This is a genomic window from Mesorhizobium sp. RCC_202 (genome assembly GCF_041355295.1).
Lineage (GTDB): Bacteria > Pseudomonadota > Alphaproteobacteria > Rhizobiales > Rhizobiaceae > Mesorhizobium.
In genome coordinates this window covers 505,051-523,670 of record NZ_JBFUPO010000003.1, presented here as the reverse complement: position 1 = coordinate 523,670, position 18,620 = coordinate 505,051, and the positions used below count along the sequence as shown (strand labels likewise).

General features: G+C 63.1%; 25 protein-coding genes. 10 read left to right on the top strand and 15 right to left on the bottom strand.

Translation table 11 applies throughout. The features are described 5' to 3' along the window. The first annotated feature begins 41 nt into the window (after positions 1-41). Positions 42-1,697: a chaperonin GroEL gene (gene groL / locus AB6802_RS10040; protein ID WP_371009914.1), complete on the top strand. Its 1,656-nt coding sequence runs from the start codon at positions 42-44 to the stop codon at positions 1,695-1,697. 58 nt (positions 1,698-1,755) lie between these two features. On the opposite strand, the gene AB6802_RS10035 is transcribed toward groL, so the two are convergent. Then, positions 1,756-2,658, bottom strand: coding sequence for a LysR family transcriptional regulator (locus tag AB6802_RS10035; RefSeq protein ID WP_371009913.1), 903 nt, complete (start codon positions 2,656-2,658; stop codon positions 1,756-1,758). 132 nt (positions 2,659-2,790) lie between these two features. Here AB6802_RS10035 and AB6802_RS10030 point away from each other — a divergent pair, with 132 nt between their 5' ends. Continuing rightward, a complete protein-coding gene (locus AB6802_RS10030) occupies positions 2,791-3,660 on the top strand; it encodes an EamA family transporter (protein ID WP_371009912.1) in 870 nt (289 codons plus the stop codon). Between the two features lie 127 nt (positions 3,661-3,787). Here the strand turns inward: AB6802_RS10030 and AB6802_RS10025 are convergent, their stop codons facing one another. Continuing rightward, positions 3,788-4,396 (bottom strand): TetR/AcrR family transcriptional regulator, encoded by a 609-nt coding sequence (locus tag AB6802_RS10025; protein ID WP_371009911.1) that lies wholly within the window; start codon positions 4,394-4,396, stop codon positions 3,788-3,790. 112 nt (positions 4,397-4,508) lie between these two features. On the opposite strand from AB6802_RS10025, the gene AB6802_RS10020 reads away from it, so the two are divergent. The 3 genes from AB6802_RS10020 to AB6802_RS10010 are packed head-to-tail and all read left to right on the top strand — an operon-like array spanning position 4,509 to position 6,391. Further along, on the top strand, positions 4,509-5,519 hold the full coding sequence (locus AB6802_RS10020; protein ID WP_371009910.1) for an NAD(P)-dependent alcohol dehydrogenase: 1,011 nt from the start codon (positions 4,509-4,511) through the stop codon (positions 5,517-5,519). Between the two features lie 28 nt (positions 5,520-5,547). Next, a complete protein-coding gene (locus AB6802_RS10015; protein WP_371009909.1) occupies positions 5,548-5,976 on the top strand; it encodes an OsmC family protein in 429 nt (142 codons plus the stop codon). A gap of 34 nt (positions 5,977-6,010) precedes the next feature. Beyond that, positions 6,011-6,391 carry a nuclear transport factor 2 family protein gene (locus tag AB6802_RS10010; RefSeq protein ID WP_371009908.1) on the top strand — a complete coding sequence of 127 codons (381 nt, stop codon included), beginning with the start codon at positions 6,011-6,013 and terminating at the stop codon, positions 6,389-6,391. Positions 6,392-6,470: 79 nt separating this feature from the next. On the opposite strand, the gene AB6802_RS10005 is transcribed toward AB6802_RS10010, so the two are convergent. Both AB6802_RS10005 and AB6802_RS10000 read right to left on the bottom strand, forming a co-directional pair. Continuing rightward, positions 6,471-6,986, bottom strand: coding sequence for an OsmC family protein (locus AB6802_RS10005; protein WP_371009907.1), 516 nt, complete (start codon positions 6,984-6,986; stop codon positions 6,471-6,473). 56 nt (positions 6,987-7,042) lie between these two features. Beyond that, entirely contained in the window at positions 7,043-7,468 is a 426-nt protein-coding gene (locus tag AB6802_RS10000) for a GFA family protein (RefSeq protein WP_371009906.1), read from the bottom strand. Here AB6802_RS10000 and AB6802_RS09995 point away from each other — a divergent pair. Next, positions 7,467-8,672, top strand: a complete 1,206-nt coding sequence (locus AB6802_RS09995; RefSeq protein WP_371009905.1) for a cupin domain-containing protein — start codon at positions 7,467-7,469, stop codon at positions 8,670-8,672. The two genes, AB6802_RS10000 and AB6802_RS09995, sit on opposite strands and share 2 nt — an antisense overlap. Here AB6802_RS09995 and AB6802_RS09990 read toward each other — a convergent pair. From AB6802_RS09990 to AB6802_RS09965, 6 genes are all read right to left on the bottom strand, one after another. Then, positions 8,669-9,280, bottom strand: coding sequence for a LysE family translocator (locus tag AB6802_RS09990; protein ID WP_371009904.1), 612 nt, complete (start codon positions 9,278-9,280; stop codon positions 8,669-8,671). The genes AB6802_RS09995 and AB6802_RS09990 overlap by 4 nt on opposite strands. 75 nt (positions 9,281-9,355) lie before the next feature. Beyond that, complete coding sequence (locus AB6802_RS09985) at positions 9,356-9,718, bottom strand: YkgJ family cysteine cluster protein (protein WP_371009977.1); 363 nt, start codon at positions 9,716-9,718, stop codon at positions 9,356-9,358. 52 nt (positions 9,719-9,770) lie between these two features. Then, positions 9,771-9,938: a hypothetical protein gene (locus tag AB6802_RS09980; RefSeq protein WP_371009903.1), complete on the bottom strand. Its 168-nt coding sequence runs from the start codon at positions 9,936-9,938 to the stop codon at positions 9,771-9,773. 1 nt (position 9,939) lies between these two features. After that, a complete protein-coding gene (locus tag AB6802_RS09975) occupies positions 9,940-10,347 on the bottom strand; it encodes a hypothetical protein (protein ID WP_371009902.1) in 408 nt (135 codons plus the stop codon). Next, positions 10,347-10,574 (bottom strand): hypothetical protein, encoded by a 228-nt coding sequence (locus AB6802_RS09970; protein ID WP_371009976.1) that lies wholly within the window; start codon positions 10,572-10,574, stop codon positions 10,347-10,349. The genes AB6802_RS09975 and AB6802_RS09970 overlap by 1 nt, the downstream gene beginning before the upstream one ends. Before the next feature lie 338 nt (positions 10,575-10,912). Continuing rightward, a complete protein-coding gene (locus tag AB6802_RS09965; protein WP_371009901.1) occupies positions 10,913-11,122 on the bottom strand; it encodes a cold-shock protein in 210 nt (69 codons plus the stop codon). A gap of 541 nt (positions 11,123-11,663) precedes the next feature. On the opposite strand from AB6802_RS09965, the gene AB6802_RS09960 reads away from it, so the two are divergent. Beyond that, the gene (locus AB6802_RS09960) at positions 11,664-12,107 is read left to right on the top strand and encodes a hypothetical protein (protein ID WP_371009900.1); all 444 of its coding nucleotides are present in this window, start codon (positions 11,664-11,666) and stop codon (positions 12,105-12,107) included. Positions 12,108-12,230: 123 nt separating this feature from the next. Here AB6802_RS09960 and AB6802_RS09955 read toward each other — a convergent pair whose 3' ends face one another. Continuing rightward, positions 12,231-12,890: a glutathione S-transferase family protein gene (locus tag AB6802_RS09955; RefSeq protein WP_371009899.1), complete on the bottom strand. Its 660-nt coding sequence runs from the start codon at positions 12,888-12,890 to the stop codon at positions 12,231-12,233. Positions 12,891-13,057: 167 nt separating this feature from the next. On the opposite strand from AB6802_RS09955, the gene AB6802_RS09950 reads away from it, so the two are divergent. After that, complete coding sequence (locus AB6802_RS09950; RefSeq protein WP_371009898.1) at positions 13,058-13,237, top strand: CsbD family protein; 180 nt, start codon at positions 13,058-13,060, stop codon at positions 13,235-13,237. Positions 13,238-13,302: 65 nt separating this feature from the next. Here AB6802_RS09950 and AB6802_RS09945 read toward each other — a convergent pair whose 3' ends face one another. Beyond that, the gene (locus AB6802_RS09945) at positions 13,303-14,433 is read right to left on the bottom strand and encodes a metallophosphoesterase (RefSeq protein WP_371009897.1); all 1,131 of its coding nucleotides are present in this window, start codon (positions 14,431-14,433) and stop codon (positions 13,303-13,305) included. 127 nt (positions 14,434-14,560) lie between these two features. On the opposite strand from AB6802_RS09945, the gene AB6802_RS09940 reads away from it, so the two are divergent. Then, positions 14,561-15,154: a hypothetical protein gene (locus AB6802_RS09940; protein ID WP_371009896.1), complete on the top strand. Its 594-nt coding sequence runs from the start codon at positions 14,561-14,563 to the stop codon at positions 15,152-15,154. 204 nt (positions 15,155-15,358) lie between these two features. Here the strand turns inward: AB6802_RS09940 and AB6802_RS09935 are convergent, their stop codons facing one another. Beyond that, a complete protein-coding gene (locus AB6802_RS09935; protein WP_371009895.1) occupies positions 15,359-15,913 on the bottom strand; it encodes a TetR/AcrR family transcriptional regulator in 555 nt (184 codons plus the stop codon). Between the two features lie 129 nt (positions 15,914-16,042). Between AB6802_RS09935 and AB6802_RS09930 the strand changes: the two genes are divergently transcribed. Beyond that, a complete protein-coding gene (locus AB6802_RS09930) occupies positions 16,043-16,786 on the top strand; it encodes an NIPSNAP family protein (RefSeq protein ID WP_371009975.1) in 744 nt (247 codons plus the stop codon). Here the strand turns inward: AB6802_RS09930 and AB6802_RS09925 are convergent. Both AB6802_RS09925 and choX read right to left on the bottom strand, forming a co-directional pair. Further along, positions 16,772-17,599: an alpha/beta fold hydrolase gene (locus tag AB6802_RS09925; protein WP_371009894.1), complete on the bottom strand. Its 828-nt coding sequence runs from the start codon at positions 17,597-17,599 to the stop codon at positions 16,772-16,774. The genes AB6802_RS09930 and AB6802_RS09925 overlap by 15 nt on opposite strands. 17 nt (positions 17,600-17,616) lie before the next feature. After that, positions 17,617-18,555 (bottom strand): choline ABC transporter substrate-binding protein, encoded by a 939-nt coding sequence (gene choX, locus AB6802_RS09920; protein WP_371009893.1) that lies wholly within the window; start codon positions 18,553-18,555, stop codon positions 17,617-17,619. Positions 18,556-18,620 lie beyond the last annotated feature (65 nt).

The window sequence follows — 18,620 nt, the reverse complement described above, 5'->3', positions numbered from 1 at the left end:
AATTCCGGGCTTGATCCCAAGCCCCTGCCAGGAGCTAAAACATGGCTGCTAAAGACGTAAAATTCTCCCGCGATGCCCGCGAGCGCATGCTGCGCGGCGTCAACATCCTCGCCGACGCGGTGAAGGTCACGCTCGGCCCCAAGGGCCGCAACGTCGTCATCGACAAGTCGTTCGGCGCCCCGCGCATCACCAAGGACGGCGTCACCGTCGCCAAGGAAATCGAACTTGAGGACAAGTTCGAAAACATGGGCGCGCAGATGGTCCGCGAAGTTGCTTCGAAGACCAACGACATCGCCGGCGACGGCACCACGACCGCGACCGTTCTGGCGCAGTCGATCGTCCAGGAAGGCCACAAGGCGGTTGCCGCCGGCATGAACCCGATGGACCTGAAGCGCGGTATCGATCTGGCCGTGACCGAAGTCGTCGCGGCGCTCGGCAAGGCTGCCAAGAAGATCAAGACCTCCGAGGAAGTTGCCCAGGTCGGCACGATCTCGGCCAATGGCGACGAGTCGGTCGGCAAGATGATTGCCGAAGCGATGCAGAAGGTCGGCAACGAAGGCGTCATCACGGTTGAGGAAGCCAAGACCGCCGAGACCGAGCTCGAAGTCGTCGAAGGCATGCAGTTCGACCGCGGCTACCTCTCGCCCTACTTCGTCACCAACGCCGACAAGATGGTTGCCGAGCTCGAGGACGTCTACATCCTGCTGCACGAGAAGAAGCTGTCCAACCTGCAGGCCATGCTGCCGGTTCTCGAAGCCGTCGTGCAGACCTCCAAGCCGCTGCTCATCATCTCGGAAGACGTCGAAGGCGAGGCCCTGGCCACGCTGGTCGTCAACAAGCTGCGTGGCGGCCTGAAGATCGCCGCCGTCAAGGCGCCGGGCTTCGGTGATCGCCGTAAGGCCATGCTGGAAGACATCGCCATCCTCACCGGTGGCCAGGTCATCTCGGAAGACCTCGGCATCAAGCTCGAGAATGTCGGCCTCAACATGCTCGGCCGCGCCAAGAAGGTGTCGATCTCCAAGGAGAACACCACCATCGTCGACGGCGCCGGCAAGAAGGCCGAGATCCAGGGCCGCGTTGCCCAGATCAAGCAGCAGATCGAAGAGACCACGTCGGACTACGACAAGGAGAAGCTGCAGGAACGTCTGGCCAAGCTCGCCGGCGGCGTTGCGGTGATCCGCGTCGGCGGTGCGACGGAAGTCGAAGTCAAGGAAAAGAAGGACCGCGTTGACGATGCGCTGAACGCAACCCGCGCGGCCGTGGAAGAAGGCATCGTTGCAGGCGGCGGTGTCGCCCTGCTGCGCGCTTCGGCCAACATCAAGGCCGCCGGCGCCAATGCCGACCAGGCCGCTGGCATCAACATCGTGCGTCGCGCTCTGCAGGCTCCGGCCCGCCAGATCGCTGCCAACGCCGGTGCGGAAGCTTCGATCGTTGCCGGCAAGATCCTTGAGAACAAGGGCGCGACCTTCGGCTACAACGCCCAATCGGGCGAATATGGCGACATGATCGCCATGGGCATCGTCGACCCGGTCAAGGTCGTGCGCACGGCTCTCCAGGACGCGGCCTCGGTCGCCGGCCTGCTCGTCACCACCGAAGCCATGATCGCGGAGGCTCCGAAGAAGGAGTCGGCTGGCGGCGGCGGCATGCCTGGCGGCATGGGCGGCGGCATGGGCGGCATGGGCGGCATGGATTTCTAATCCAGCCAACCTGGCTTATGCATACCGAAAGGGCGCCGAGAGGCGCCCTTTTTCGTTGTCAGGCGCTGAGCGCCTCGGCGATCAGATCGCGCAGCTGCATCACCGTTGCCGATCGAACGGAATCGAACCGCCAGCTCACACCGAACGCGTAGCGCGGAAACGGCAGCGGACAGGCCGACATGGCAAAGGTGCCCTGCCCGCAGAGCGCGCGTGCAGCGTGGCTTGGAATGGTGGCCAGTGCGTCGGAATCCGACAGGATGAACGACAAAGCGGAAAAATGCGTGGTCGCGGCACGGATGGTTCGCCGCAGCCCGTGCTCGGCCAGCACATCGTCGGTGATACCGCTCAGGCCGGAATAGGCAACCAGCACATGGTCGCGTGCCAGGTATTCCTCCAGCGTGAACGGCTCCTGCGTACCTCTGACGCGGGGATCAAAAACGATGCTGTAGTCCGAGCTGCCGAGCGACATGTGCTTGAGCCGGCTGTCGGTGATGCCTCCGGAAGTGATGGCGAGGTCGATTTCCTTGTCGTTCAGCGCTTGCGGCGCCACAAAACTGTTGGTCTGGCGCAAGACGATCCGGACATTGGACAGCCTCTGCCTTGCCAACGCGATGATGCTGGCGCCGAAGGCCATTTCGAAATCGTCGGAAAGGCCTATCCGGACGATGACGATTTTTGCGCGATCCTCAGCCTGCGAGTTGGTGGCATCCAGGGTGCCACCGATGATGCCGAGCGCCTCGTCAATCAGCGGCCTCAGAACCACGGCACGTGGCGTCGGCAGCAGGCCACGCTGGGTCCGCGTGAACAGCGGATCGCCATAAAGCGCCCGCAAGCGCCGCAGCGATGCGCTGACCGCGGCCTGGCTGATCCCAAGGCGCGCGGCGGCCCTCGTTGCGTTCAATTCGCTCATGAGCATCTGGAACACGACGAGCAGATTGAGGTCGACCGCTCGGTCTTTCATCCTGTTTATATCTGTATTCCAGTCACGTTGTTTCAGTTATGTCACGGTGCGCGATATCCTGCCGGGATGGAAGACGAATAATCGTCACCCGTATCCTGTTCGTGGGACCGCAAGATCATGAAACTTCGGCATATGCTGGCGGCGCTGTTGGTGGCAGCGATCTGGGGCGTCAACTTCACCGTGATCAGCATCGGGCTCGGCAGCTTTCCGCCGCTGCTGCTGGTGGCGCTGCGATTTGTCGTTGCTTGCCTTCCTGTCGTGGCGCTGCCTCGCCCGAACGTTCCTTTGCGCCGTTTCCTCTGGATTGGCGCAACCTTGTTCCTGGGCCAGTTCGCGCTGCTTTTCATGGGAATGGCGGTCGGGCTGCCGGCCGGACTTGCTTCCGTCACGCTCCAGTCGCAGGCGTTTCTGACGATCCTGATCGCCGCGGTTGTGCTCGGCGAGAAGCCGACGTCGCGCCAGGTCGCCGGCTCGCTCGTGGCCATTGCGGGATTGGGCACGATCGCTGCAACGGTCGGCGGCGATTTCTCCCTGACCGGCCTTCTCCTCTGTCTTGCCTCGGCCCTGTGCTGGGCGATCGGCAACGTGCTGCTGCGGGGCGCGGGCAAGGTCGACATGCTGGCGATGGTGGCCTGGCTCAGCCTCGTCCCGCCGATCCCGCTCTTCGCGTTGTCGGCGCTGATCGAAGGGCCGGCGGCGATCAGCCACGCGCTGTCGACGGTGAACTGGAGCGGCGCCGGTGCGATCATCTACATATCGGTGCTCTCGACGATCGTCTGCTATGCGATCTGGGGGCATTTGCTCAAGCAGTATCCGGCCGCAACGGTCGCGCCATTTTCGCTTCTCGTGCCGATTTTCGGAGCGCTGTCGGCCCGGCTGGTGCTGGGCCAGCAATTTGGGACGAAACGGGTAGCCGGCATGATGCTCATCCTTGCCGGGCTGCTGGTCGTGGTGTCGCCGACAGTCTATCGAGCGAGCCGCCGGCTAAGGCCGGCGGCCTAAAGCGCGTCGCGTCGAAACGGATTCATGCGACGCGCTTTAGGTCTTTGTTTTTATGCATGTCGTCTTCCCAAAACCGAGGTCATTTTTGGGCGACATGCACTAGCCACCTTGCGACGATGCGATCCAGCTAGGTCGCAGTCCCGGCATATTCCGCCACCTTGCCGGCGAGCACCGCCTGCTCGACAAGTGCCGCCACCTCATCAGCCACGATAGCGAGCGCCGAGCGGTCGCGGGTGGCGCGGGCGATGACCATCAGGCCTTCGAGCGAAGATTCGACAAGCAGCGCCAGCGCCTGGGCGCGGCGCTCGGGCACCCCTGCCCGCATGAAGGCCTCGCGCAACAGGCCGATCCACTGCTCGAAGGCAGAGCGGCAAATCTCGGCCAGCTCCGGCACGTCGTTCGGCGCGTCGAGCACCACCGGGGCGATCGGACAGCCGAGCGAGAACTCGTTCTCCTCCAGCATGTGCCCGACCGACTGGTAGATATGGTGGACCGCGACCGCCGGATCGTGTTCGGCCGCCAGTGCCGCGCCTAATCGCTCCGTCACGCCGGCCACGCTGTCGCGCGTCACCTCGATGACCAATTGGTCCTTGCCGCCCGGAAAATGAAAGTAGAGCGAGCCGCGGGGTGCCGCGCTGGCGCTCAATATGTCGTTGAGCGATGTGCCGTGATAGCCGCGCCGCCGCAAAAGCAGCGCCGTTGCCTCGATCATCCGGGTGCGTGTGTCCGTCGCCATATCTGTCGCTTTGTCAGCCTCTGTCAGGAATACGCATTATAGGCCTTGCTCTGAATATGACAACCGGTCTACATAATATGCAGATCGGTCTACATATTATTGGAGACGACAAATGCAGAGCTACCGACTTGAGGGCTTCGGCGAAAGCGAAAATCTGATGCGGCGTGACGAGGCGACGCCACAGCCCGGACCGCATCAAATTCTGGTGCGGGTGCACGCCACCTCGCTCAACCGTCGCGACACGATGATCCTCAAGGGCGCCTACCCGCTGCCGCCGCGCGCGGGCATCGTCCCGCTCAGTGACGGCGCCGGCGAGGTGGTGGCGATCGGCGACGGCGTCACCCGCTTCGCGATCGGCGACCGCGTCACCGGCAGCTATTTCGCGCGCTGGATCGACGGCCGGCTTCATGCGGGCATTATCGACCAGCTCGGCTGCACGCTGGACGGCATGCTCGCCGAATACGCGCTGCTCGATGAACAATGGGCCGCGCGATTGCCCGAGCACCTCTCCTGGCAGGAAGCCGCGACCTTCACCTGCGCCGGGCTGACCGCCTGGAGCGCGTTGACCGGAGCGGAGATTCCGCAACCTGGACAATGGGTTTTGACGATAGGCTCAGGCGGCGTGGCCCTCTTTGCTCTGCAGTTCGCCAAGATGCTCGGCTGCCGCGTCGCCGCCGTCACTTCGCGCGCCGAAAAGACCGAACGGCTGCGCGCGCTTGGCGCCGACATCGTCATCGCCGCCGCCGAGACCCCGGAATGGGGCATGACGCTGCGCGAGGCGACCGGCGGCATCGATCTCGTCGTCGAGACCGGCGGTCCGCAGACCTTCACGCAGTCGCTGATCGCAAGCTCGCTTTACGGCCGCATCATTGTGCTCACCGTGCAGGACCCGAAGGGCAATTCGATCGAGATCCCGGGCGCCGTCTACCAGCGCAGCCTTGCCACGATCAGCCGCGTCTTCGTCGGCAACCGCAGTGGCCTGGAGGCGATGCTGGCCGCGGTCGGCAAGCACCAGTTGAAGCCCAACATCGACCGGATGTTTGCGTTTGCCGAGGCACGCGAGGCCTACCGCCATTTCCAGCAAGGCGACGTCTTCGGGAAAGTCGTCATCGACGGCGCCTGACATTCGAAAACGAATCGGGAGATATCCAATGACAATACGCGACGCTTCGGCCGAATGGCACGGCACACTCAAGGAAGGATCCGGCCACTTGAGGCTGGGCAGCGGCGTCTTCGAAGGCGCTTACTCGTTCCCGTCCCGCTTCGAGAACGGTCCCGGCACCAATCCGGAGGAGCTCATCGCGGCTGCCCATGCCGGCTGCTTCTCGATGGCGTTGAGCGCCATCCTCGGCGGCGAAGGCCATACGCCCGACAGCATCCGCACCATCGCCAAGGTGCATCTCGGCGCGACCGCCGCCGGACCGACGATCACGCGCATCGAACTGGAAACACAAGCCAGCATCGCCGGCATTACGGCCGAGGATTTCGAGCGGCTGGCGCAAAAGGCCAAGGCGGCCTGCCTGGTCTCGCGGGCGCTGGCCGGTGTCGCCAGCATCACGCTCAAGGCGGCGCTGGCCTGACCTCTCAACGATTGAAACGGAAAGGACAAATCCCATGGAACTGATCATCGACAGCACCGCTGCCGCGCGCTCCGGCGAGACGGCAGAGATCATGCGGCGCTTCAACGACGTCTTCCAGCACCACGACCCGTCGGCGCTTGCCGACCTGGTCGCCGACGGCTGCGTGATCGAAAACACCACGCCTGCGCCAGACGGCGCGCGCGCCGCCGGCAAGGCGGCTTGCATCGAACTATGGTCGGCGATCGCCACCGGACCCGGCACGCGCTTCGACCTCGAAGAGACCTTCGTCGCAGGCGAGCGCGCGACCATCCGCTGGCGCTTCTGGATGGCCGACGGCTCCTCGGTGCGCGGCGTCAACCTGATGCGGGTCGCGGACGGCCGCATCGTCGAAGCGATGGGCTATGTGAAGGGCTGAGGGCCTGGCGCGGAAATGCCGCGCTCAGGCCCAACCCGGAATCCGCCTCGCCAGACTTTGGCTCCCGGGCAAGTCGCAGTTACGAGACGACCCTGTTGAGCTTGACGGAAGTCCTGGGACTACGCTGGATCGTCTGGAAGATGACGCAATAGCGGTCCGTGAGCTCGAGCAGCTGGGTCAGCCGGCTCTGCTCGACATCGCTCTCGATGTCGAAGCGCAGGCGTATCTCCTTGAAGCCGACTGGCACCCCTGCCGTGACGCCGAGCGTGCCACGAAGATCGACATCGCCCTCGGCGGAGATCTCCGCCGACTTGATCGGGATATCGAGGACGGCCGCGGCCGCTCGCATCGAGACGCCGGCACAGGCGATCAACGCTTCCAGCAGCATATCGCCGGAACAAAGCTCCTGCCCGCTGCCGCCGGCCTGCGGATGGATGCCGGCAATGGCAAGTCCGCGTCCGGTCTCGACCTTGCAGGTCACCTTGGTGTCGTTGGCGCTGCCCCTGGCCTTCAAGGTAAGAAGCGCGGCTCGCGCGTCCTTGCGATAAAGATCCTTGATGGGCTCCTGCGTGGCGCGAAACGTCGCGATATCCATTGGCACTCTCCTGTCGCAAATTTTGGCTGCTCGAAATCGTCGACCATCGTCCGGACCTATTCCGGGATGGCGATGCCGGAGCCGCCGAGCTCGGCGGGGAAGTCCTTCAGCTTCGGCAGCCCGTCCTTCATCGGCAGGACGGTCTCGGCGTAGTTGACATGGACCCCCGGCGTGAATTCCACCGTCGGTATTGTTGCCGCGTAAACGTCTACAAGCCCGAGCGGCGGATGGTCCGTCATCAGATGACCTCCGCATTTCGTGCAAAACTGGCGATCGCTCATCTCGGACTTCTTGAAGCCGGATAGGAACTCTGAGCCCTTGGTGACCTTGACGTTCTCGGGCTTCCACAGCGTAAAGGCGTTCACAGGAGACGCCGACCACGAACGGCAGGAACTGCAATGGCAGTAGCCCATCGCCTCGGCGGTTCCGTGGACTTCGATTTCCACGGCGCCGCAAAAACACCCGCCCTTATGTACCGTCATGATTTTCGTCCTTATCCAAGTTTCGTTCGGCTGCGCCCAGCGCCACTTGAGACGACACCGCACAGCGCTGGCGGGTTTAAAGGTTCCGGCAGTGAACGGAATGATGGGGCGTCCGCCTTACTTGACAGCGCGTCCGGAACTCGAAAGGGATGCCGCGCAACTTGCGGGAAATGATGGAATGGCCGGGGATGCTCTGTCTGACCTTTTGAAAACGATCCGCCTAACGGGCGCGACCTTTTTCGACATAGAGGCACAGGATCCGTGGGCGATCCGGTCGCCAGCCCCCTCCTCGATATTGCCGAGGATACTTCCGGGCGCGGATCATCTGATTTCATACCATGTGGTGACCGACGGCCGTTGCTTTGCCCGCATCATCGGCAAGGAGGCCATCCCGGTGGAGGCCGGCGAAGTCGTGGTTTTCACCAACAGCGATCCGCATATCATGTCGAGCACACCTGACCTCGGGGCCGACCCGCCGACTGCGGATGTGCTGGAGATCGCGGCCGCCGGCCAGCAGCCGTTCCCGATCAACTTCGTCAAGGACGGAGCGCTGTCTGCTCGACTGGTGTGCGGCTATCTCGCTTGCCATGCCTTGCCTTTCAATCCCCTGCTCGAAGCACTGCCCCCGGTCATCAAGGCCGGAGACGCGAGGGGCGATGGCGGCTGGCTCGGCCAGTTCATCAGGCTGGCGGTGGCGGAGGTCGCGGAAAAGCGAGCCGGCAGCGAGACCGTGCTCACCAAGCTCAGCGAACTAATGTTTGTCGACGTGCTGCGCCGTTACGTGGAATCGCTGCCGCCACAACAGGCGGGCTGGCTAGCAGGCCTGCGCGATCCGCATCTGAGCAAGGCGCTGGCGCTGATGCACGACCACCCGGCTCACAATTGGACGGTGGAGGCGCTGGCCAAGGAATCTGCATTGTCGCGCACGGTGCTCGCGGAGCGCTTCAACAAAATCGTTGGAATGCCGCCGATGCATTATCTCGCCAAATGGCGCATGCAGATCGCCTCGGAACTGCTCGGCGCCGGTGGTAGCAATGTCGCCAGCATCGCTGCGCAAATCGGCTACGAGTCCGAGGCGGCGTTCAGCCGTGCCTTCAAGAAGATGATCGGCGTTCCGCCTTCGGCCTGGCGCGTTGGCGTTCGAGCTGCGGCCGGTTCGGAAAGCAAAGACGCTTCCGAAACCGAAGGCGGCCCGTCGGTTTAGCGATCCGCCAACGCCAGCTTGGCGCCGAGCATGACGAAGGCGGCGGCGAAGCTGCGCCGCATCCAGGTCAGCACTTTGGGCCGCGACACGATGTGGCTGCGCACCGAGGCGGCGAACACGCCGTAGACGGCAAAGACCACGAAGGTCATCAGCATGAAGACGCCGGAGAGCTCGAGCATCCTGGTAAAAGCATGCGGCTCGGTGGTGCTGACGAATTGCGGCAGGAAGGCAAAGAAGAAGATCGACAGCTTCGGGTTCAGCACGTTGATCAGAACGCCGGTGGTGATGGTCCTGGCGGTCGAGCGTGGCGCGGCATTCTCGTCGATGTTGAGGCCACCCTTCTCCTTCAGCGTGTTCCAGGCCATGTAGAGCAGATAGGCGACGCCGAGATATTTCAGCGTCTCGAAGGCGACGGCACTGGTGTGCAGCACCGCGGCAAGGCCGGTGATGGCGGCCGCCATGTGCGGGATGATGCCAAGCGTGCAGGCAAAAGCGGCGATGACCGAGGCGCGCGCGCCGCGCGAGAGCCCGGCGCTCAGCGTGTAGAGAACGCCGGTGCCGGGCGAAGCCACGATTATCAGCGACGTCAACAGGAATTCGATGCTCACGGATGGTTCCTCCACGGGCCCTGCCCGACGGCGAAGCTACCGGGAGGCGGGATGCGGAGCAAGCGGCGGAGCTTCTTAATCTCCGCCCTTGTGAGGGAGATTGGTAAGCGTCAACCCATGCGCCGCCCTTGCCATCACGCACTCGGGGTCGCCCGGCATGCAGGCGCGGCAGACATGCGGGCGCGCGTCATAGATGCCGCAGGCCGTGTGCTTGCCGACTTCGCCGCGAAGCGCTGCACAGCGACCACCTTCGAAACGCATGCCGGACAAATCCGTGGCGACCAGCGCTTCGGGGATGCGGTCGAGCTCGGCATCCTCCTCGGTCGAAAAGCGCGGCCAGTCCGCCGCATAGGCGCAGCAGGCGCCGCAGCTTTGGCAGTCGAAGATGGCGGCCGCCTCGACGTCCTCGCCCGCAGGCAAAACGGCCGGATCGGCCAGGCCGAACGGTCCCGACCCGAGGGCGGTGCGACCGGTGTCCTGCGGCAAGGTGCTATTTCTTCTTGCCAGCCTTGCGCGCCGGCGCTTCGCCCGGCGACTTGAACAGATCGGTCGCGGCTTCGGCCGACTCGCCGGCCTTCGGCGCGGCAACCGGCTTGACCGGTTTGGCGGCGGCGGGCGGCGTTGCCGGCTGGTCCTTGGCGGAGAATTTTATGGCCATGTCAGTCCTCGTCGGAAAAGCGCGATGATGGCGCATTCGGTTTGCGCAGGCGGCCGATCAGCGCCGAAACCGCCGTGATGTTCATTTCCTCGGGCGACCAGTTCCTGGCTTCCGCGATGTGGTGCGGGGCCAGCTCGCGATGCGTGCTGCCGCTATAGGCGGCATCCTGATACGTGACGCGCTGACGGGTCTTGGCGTCTTCGCGCGCATATTCGATCAGATAGTTCGGGGCTTCGGCGCGGCCGCGCACGCCGACGCGGACCTGGGCATCGCCATGCGCGCGCTTGCAGCGCTCGAGCTTTTCCAGGACGCGGCGAACATATTCGATCGGCTTGTCGAGCGTCTCGACCATGTCGGCGATAGTCGCGTCGGCGGCGATCGGCGTCGGCGGCACACGTTTGGTGGCCATCAGCGTTTTCCGGTTCGTTTCGGCAGCGCCGCGAGCGCGGCTGCCGCAGCCAACTCGTTGGCTTCCTTTTCCAGGCGCAGTTCGCGCAGGCGTGCCGTCTTGGCTTCACGCGCGTCGCTGACGGCATCGCGTTCCGAATTGATGCGGTCAAGCGACATGGACTGGGTTTTGGTCTTGCTGAACAGCGACACCGCCGGATTGGCAGCGGCCTTCGAATGAGCGGTCAAAATCTTTCTCCTGTCAGGAGCCTGGTGCCGGCAGGCTAGACCGGCTTCTTCGGTCACGACCATGCGCAAAGCAATATGGCGGCGGATTCAAATTGCTGGAGCGTCCCTTAGCACGTTCCGGCCAGCGTGCGGCGCACTTTCGGCGGCGACAAACACAAAATGAAAAAGGCCAGGCACCGCCTGACCTCCCCTAAAAGCGCTGTGCATCCAACCAGATGCGCTACGGCGCTTCGCATGGGCGCCATGCCGTGAGGACTCGAGGTCCGCGCGGCCACGCCAGAATTCGCCATTCACCGGTGCCAGTACATCCGTGGTCACCGGGAGGGCTGAATTCCTGTTTAGACCGCCTTCAACTGGTCGGCGGACATCTTGCCCGACTTCTTGTCGCGGACCATCTCGTAGCCGAGCTTCTGGCCCTCGGCGAGATCGCGCATGCCGGAGCGCTCCACGGCCGAGATGTGGACGAAAACGTCGGCCGAGCCGTCGTCAGGCTGGATGAAACCAAAACCCTTGGTGGCGTTGAACCATTTAACTGTGCCGGTGCTCATGACGAACCCTTTCCATTGGCAAATATTCGCTCGCCGTCATGCGGACGCACAACGTCGTCTGTCTCGATTTTTGAAGTGGGAGGTTCGTCAAATGCGCGCTCTGAGGCACGGATAACAGAAGCCGGTCAAACAAATATCGACGAGGCTCTTTTAGGGTTATTCCGCCACGATGTCAAAGGTCGCAGCGGTGAGCCGCAAGGGTCATGCGCTCAGGCCGCCATCCGATCCCCCGGCGTGGCGGCGCGACAAGGATGCTGCGCCGTCAATGCGTCGAAGATGTCGGGCTTAACGATCCGTTCCACCAAGGGCGAGTTGCAGGGTCCCAATGCGGTCAATCAACTTCTCTCAAACGCGGAGACACGGCCGGCGCGCCGACATGGCCTAGAAGCTTTTCCCGAAAGCGTTTTTCGTGTATTATTCAGGGCAAATCAAAAAATTGATTTGCATTGCTGCCGCGCCGGAAGCCGCGAGCTTTTTTGTCTGCGCGACAGCAATATCTCCACCGAAGACATCAAACTTAATCTGGCAAGAAAGAGCAGATATGAAAAATCTGATCAAGACCCTGTGCCTGGCATCAGCTGTTTTTGGCGCAGCGCAAGCAGCATCCGCAGCCGATATCAACGTTACGATCAACAACAATCGCACCAGCGGAAGCATCGGAATCCAGACGGCTCCAACATGCAACGGCGCCACGTGCACGTTCTCATCGACCATCGCCAATGGCGCGAACGGCAATTTCAGCGCCACTTTCAATTCGGGGGTCAGCAGCGTTCAGCTGATTTTCGAATATGGCACCTCCACCCGGCGATGCCGCGGCAGCATCCGGGTCAATGTTGATGCCAGCGGAAATGTGACCAGCATCGGCAGCCAATCCTGGATCGTCTCGGCAGGTCCCGCCGGCAGCCTTCCGACCTGTTCGACGCTTTCGGGGCCGACGATCACCGGCGGCGACGTCAACTGGGACGTCCGCTACACCGGCCTCTAGAGAGAGCCACCGCTTCCACAGAAACGGCGAACCTCTCTGCCTCGTTGTATTGACGCAATTCCGGACGGAGGGTTACGGCGAAGTCGCCGAACTTAACCGCTGCGCACTTTTCGTGGAACTGCTCTAATCCTGCTCGTGGGGCCCTGGCTCAGGCCAGGGCTCCTTTGCCGCTTCGGCATACCAGTGGCGCATCGCCGGCGTCGCCAGCACGGCATCGACATAGCCGCGGGTGACCGGCGCCAGCTCGCCGCCATAAGTGTCGAAGCGGGTGACGACCGGCGCATACATGGCGTCGGCCGCGGTGAAATGACCGAACAGGAACGGGCCGCCTTGGCCATATTGGTCGCGGCACTGGCGCCAGATCGCTTCGATCCGCACGCGCTGCAAATCGCCCTCCGCATCGAGCGGCTTGTGGCCTTTCGGCCGGCGCAGATTCATCGGCCAGCCGTAGCGCAGCTCGCGGAAACCGGAATGCATTTCGGTCGCCACCGAGCGCGCCAGCGCGCGGGCGGCAAGGTCTTGCGGCCAAAGCTTCTTCTCGGGAAACAGGTCGGCCAGATATTCAAGGATGGCAAGGGTTTCCCAGACGATCCTACCCTTATGATTCAAGACCGGTACAAGCCCGGTCGGCGACACTTTCGCCAGATTGGCAAAGGTCTCGGGCGTGCGCAGGCGCACGAAGCTTTCCTCGAACGGGATTTCCAGATGCTTCATCGCCACCCAGGGCCTCAGCGACCAGGACGAAAAGCATTTGTTGGCGATGATGAGCGTGAATTCGGCCAAGACAGTCCCCCAAAAATCTCCGCCATAGTAGTCATTCAACGTTATGGCGGCAAAGCATTGGGGCGACCATATCCGCGACCAATGCGACGATGATTTGCGGCTCAGGGAACCTAATCCAGTCAGTTCCGTTTGCCTGCCGCGACAGAAGAATTCCAGGAGGTGCGCAGATGGTGAACAAGGATCAGGTTGCCGGCGTGGCCAAGCAAGTCAAGGGCTCGGTCAAGCAGGCAGCCGGCAAGGCCACGGGAAACAGGCAGACCGAGGCGGCAGGTACGGCTGACAAGATCGCCGGCAAGGTGCAGAAGGCCTATGGCGACGTGAAGGACAAGGTCCGCAAAACGCTCTGATCCCTGGCGCAACCGCCAGACGAGGACCAAGTTTGGGAGAAGGCTGCCGCGAGGCGGCCTTTTTTTCACGTCTGGAGCTGTTTTGTGAAAGCGTTGGTGAAGACGATTTCGCCATGATCGCCGGCCGCCACGCCAAGCACGACATCCATCATGATGTTGGTCACCCTGGCCAGCGCGAAGCCGCCCATATAGGCGGCTTTCGGCTTGATGATATCGAGCCCGCCACGCTGATAGATCAGCGGCACCTCGTGCTGGTGGCCATGAAAGATGGCGATCACGTTGTAACCCTTCAGCGCGGCAAGCAGCGCCTGGCGGTCGGCCTCGCCCCACCAATGCGGCGCGCCGGAACCGTCGTCGTCATAGATGCGCTTGGCCGGATCCCAGCGCTCGGTCGAAAAAGTATCCCAGCCATAATGCTGGAAGATGACGACTGGACGGCCGTCACCGGCATAGGTAGCGAGGTCCTGCTTCAGCCAAGGCAGGCTGCTCGGCGCGCCATGGCTGACGTCGCCGGCGTAGCGATGCGTCTGCACCAGGTGCAGGCCGCCCCAATCCCAGGAATAGCAATCGGTGTCGACGTCATAGTCGGTCGCCGGCACCGGCGGCTTGAAGAACACGCCGGGGCGATGGTTGACCTCGACATAATCGCGCAATTCGCGGCGGTACCAGTCGACATGCGGCCGCGAACCGTTCTGGTCGAGATCGTGATTGCCGAGCCCGACATAGACCGGCATGTGGACACGGTCCGGCCCGACGCCCTGGCTGTAGCGCTGGGAAAACTGCAGAAGCTGCGTGCCTTCGCTGGGTTCGGTGACCTGGCCGCCGCCATCGTCGGTGATGTCGCCGCCGGTGACGAGGCCGAGCGGCGTGCCGATAAGGCTGCCGGCAGAATTGAGGCCGGTGGCGAGCCCGTTGATCTCGGCCGGCCATTCTTTATCGGCGATGGCATTCAGCGCCGCGACATTGCGCAAAAGCGCGGCGTCGGTCTTGCCCTCCTGCAGGCAATGGGGGCTGAGCCCGCTCGCCATGCGGCAGGCGTGAATGTCGGCGATGAACAAGAAGGTGGCGTCGATCGGCTGGGTGCGCTTTCCGGTCTGGGCGAATGCAGCGCGCGGCATGGCGCAGGCGGCGGCAAGTGCTCCCATGCGGGCAAGAAAGGTGCGACGCGGAACTGTTCGTGACGAAAGGCGATTCATTGTCGGGCGATTGAATACGGTCGGCGCCGGTTCGTCCAGCTTGGCCCGACGACGAGGTTTGTCCTTTCAGTCGACAGCATGGCAGCGGTCTGTCATTCCTTTGCGCGAGCATCCACGGGAGGAAGGTATGAAATCCGTTGCGACCGGCATGGGCCTGACCATGCTGATCCTTGCCGGTGCCGCGCAGGCCGCCGACTGCGTCGATGCCAAATCGGCCAAGGCGGGTTTCGTGCTGGAAAAACCCGGCATCCGCAGCGAGTTCCAGCCAGCGCCCGGCGGCATGGTTGCTGTCGCCAACAAGTACCAGTCGGACTCGCCGCAACTGCAATATCTCTATGCCGGGCTGATCGAGGTGTTCCGCGACAGCGACACCGGCAGGCTGTCGATGATTCCGCTTGCCGACATCAAGAAACTGTTTCCGCTGAAGGCCGGCGCCAAGAGCAAGATCGAGTTCGTGCGGCTATCGACGAAGACGCCGCCGAAGGGCGCCGAAACGCTGGCGCTGACGGTCAAAGGCAAGGAAAGCTACAGCCTGGGCGACTGCAAATACAACGTGCTGGCCGTGGACGAGACGATCACCGGCGACAATGGCAACGTCATCGATGCCTTCACCGCGCTCTACTCGCCGGACCTCCAGGCGGTGCTGGCGCGGCGCTACGATGAAGGCACCAGCGCGCAAAGCGAGGTCGGGTTCGAGACGATCAAGCCGCTCAAGGAGTGAAAAGCTTCCAGTGAAGACTGAGACGCTGGCGGGGCAGCGCCCCCCTCTGGCCTGCCGGCCATCTCCCCCACAAGGGGGAAATTGGCTGTGTCCGCGCCCCGCTTCTCCTGCAACGTTGGAAATTGGCGAAGCCGAGGCGACATCTGATCTCCCCAGATGTCCGGCAGGACAGAGGGGGCGCGAAGGGACTTGACCTCCGGCCCGTTAAAGCTTCTGCAGCCCGTTCAAACACTCCCGCAACACCCCCGCATCCTGCGAAGTTTTTGCCATCGACATAGCGCCAGAGTAGGTCGCAACCGCCAGCGCCGCGAAGCGTTCGGGATCGGTCCCGACCTCCCCGCCGTTCAACTGATCGTCCCGCACCTTATCGGCGATCGCCTGCCTCCACCCGGCAAAGATATCCACCAGCGCGACCCGGAACTCATCGCCGGCAAGCGACAATTCATGGGCGAGGTTGTTGAGCGGGCAGCCGCGCACATAGCCTTGCTGCTCGAGCTCGACTGCCACCGCCTCGAACACGGCGCGCACGCCTGCGCGGGCCGAAGGGGCGGCCTGTAAAGGCTCGATCCAGGTCTGTTGAATGGCATCCGCCACCCGCTCGGTGATCACCGCCAGCGCCAGCGCCTTCTTGGTCGGGAAATGGTGGTGCAGCGCGCCGCCGGTGACGCCGGCAGCGGCCATGAGGTCGCCAAGGCTCGACGCGTGATAGCCGCGCGCCTGGAAGGATTCTTCGGCCACATCGAGCACGCGGCGGCGCATGCCTTCGGGATCATTGGTGCGCTTTTTGCCTCTGTGTCGGGCCGGCGCTGGAATCTCTGCTGACATTCCACAACGATATCAGATTGACAAAACAGGACAACCGGTCTGTTTATAAACAGGTCGATCACCCTGTTTTTAGACTCAGCCATAAACCAGACCTTTCGCCTTGCCTCGTCCGTAGTGGAGCTGCGGCAATACACGCTGAAGCCCAACCGGCGTGAAACGCTGATCGCGCTCTTCGATCGCGAATTCGTCGAAACGCAGGAAGCGACCGGCATGACCGTCATCGGCCAGTTCCGCGACCTGGACCGTCCCGACATGTTTGTGTGGTTGCGCGGCTTCGAGGACATGGCGGCGCGGAGGCGGGCGTTGACCGCCTTCTATGAAGGGCCGGTCTGGGCGGCCCACAAGGATGCCGCCAACGCCACGATGATCGATTCCGACGATGTGCTGTTGTTGCGCCCCGCCTGGGCAGACGCCGGCTTCAACCTGACCGGACTGCAGCGCCCGGCGATAGCCGCGCCTGGAAAAGCGAGCAACGAGAACCCCCTGCCCGGGTTTGTTGAGATTTCGATTCATCATTTGCGCCGCGGAGCCGAGGCCGGCTTTGTCGAGGCTTTTCGGCGCGAAGCGGCAGCGCGACTCGCAGCGCATGGCGCGCGGTTGCTCGGCGCTTTCACAACGGAGCATGCCGAAAACACCTTTCCACGCCTGCCGGTGCGGGTTGATGAGAATGTCTTCATCACCGTAAGCCGCTTCGACGATGAAGCGGCGCACGCACGCCATGGGTCGGCGCCCGATGCGTGGCCGTACCTCGCCAAGCCAACGCAAACCTTGCGGCTTGCGCCAACATCACGGTCATTGCTGCGGTGATTGTCCGGTCTCGAAGGCGCCGAGGATGGCGCCGGCGACATAGGCCGGGTCTTCCCAGTGCGGATTATGACCGCAATCCCTCGCCTCGACCAAGCAGGAACCACCCAGTGCCTGAGCCAAGGCCTGCTGGTGTGGCGCGCCGAAAAGCGGATCGAGCTCTCCGGCGATGATCAGGGTCTTGGACCGCACGGCGCGCGCCGCGTCGGTGAGATCGGTGCGGCGGACTTCTTCGAGAATGGCGCGCCAGCGCGCCGCCGGCATGCCCGAAGCATCCTTCGCCAGGCCGGCAAGGAAGGTCTGCGGCACGCCGGGACCGCAGGCATGCCACCAATCGTAGAATGGATCGGCAGGCGAGATCGGGTCGCGCAATGCCTCGACGCCGGCGACCAAAGGATGGTCCGGCGCGAAATCGGGCCTCAGCGTGCCGGCCATCACCACCAGCCCGCCGACCAGTTGCGGATATCGCGCCGCCAGCATGATGGACACGATGGCGCCCAGCGAATGGCCGACGACAATCGGTCGTTCAAGCCGCAAGCGTTGGATCAGCCCGGCAATATCCTCGGCGAAGTCGGCGACGCGGTAGCCCTGCCCTGCCTGCGAGCCGCCGTGACCGCGCAAATCCGGCATGACCAGCCGGCGGCCGGCAAGGTGCGGCGCCAGCAGTGAGAAACCGCGGCTGGTATCGGTGAAGCCGTGGATGAGCAGCAGCGGCGGCTCCGATCCCGTGACCTCGACATAGGCAAGGTCGAGACCGCCGACATCGACGATTTGCTTGCGGCCGGCCCAGGCATCCTGCCCTGACGCCTCCACCACATCCAAGTCCCCCGGTCTCACAGTCCGAGCTTTTCCTTGACCGTGGCCAGGCCGGGCTTGCCGTCGAAAGTGGTGACGCCGGCCAGCCAGGCGTCGAGCCGGTCCTTGTGCAAGGCGATCGATTTCAGCGCCCCGTCCTCCGGCTTCATGCCGTCATTGATAAGGTAGCCCATGCCGACATTTTCCATGTCGATGTCGAAGGCAAGGTTCTTCAGGAATTGCGCCACGTTGGGGCATTCCTGCAGGAAACCCTTGCGCACCTGCGTCGTCACGGTGGCGGCGCCGAAATTCGGGCCGAAGAACTTGTCGCCACCGGTCAGATACTTGAAATCGTACATCGTGTTCATCGGATGTGGCGCCCAGCCCTGGAAGACGATGAACTGCTTCTCCTTGATCTCGTAGCCGACCTCAGAGAGCATCCCGGCCTCGCTCGACTCGACCACCTGCCAGCCGTCGAGGCCGAATTTGGGATCGGCGATGGCGTCCATCATCAGTTGGTTGGAACCGGGCTCGATGCCGTACATCTTCTTGCCGAACTTGTCGGCGAACTTGTGCAGGTCGGACAGGTCCTTGACGCCGGCCTCCCAGACATAGCTCGGCACGGCGAAGGTGTATTTGGCGCCGACCAGATTGACGCGCACATTCTCGACCGAGCCATCCTTCTTGTAGGGCTCGTAATAGGTGACCATCGCCGGGTCCCAATAGCCGAGGAACAGGTCGAGATCCTTGTTCTTCATGCCCTCGTAGATGACGTTGATGCCCAGCACCTCGCTCTGCGGTTCATAGCCCAGCGCCTGCAGCATCACCTTGGCCACCCCGGTGGTGAAGGCGAGATCGTTCCAGCCGGGTTCGGCCATGCGCACCGCCTTGCAGCTTTCAGGCTCGGCGGCGCGCGCCGCCTGCGAAACCAGCATCAAGGCAGCGACACAAACCCCATTCGCAAGCATGCGCAGCATTCCGGTTCTCCTCAGATCGACCATTGGTTTGACCAATTGGTCATTTTGTTGTCCAATTGGTCAAT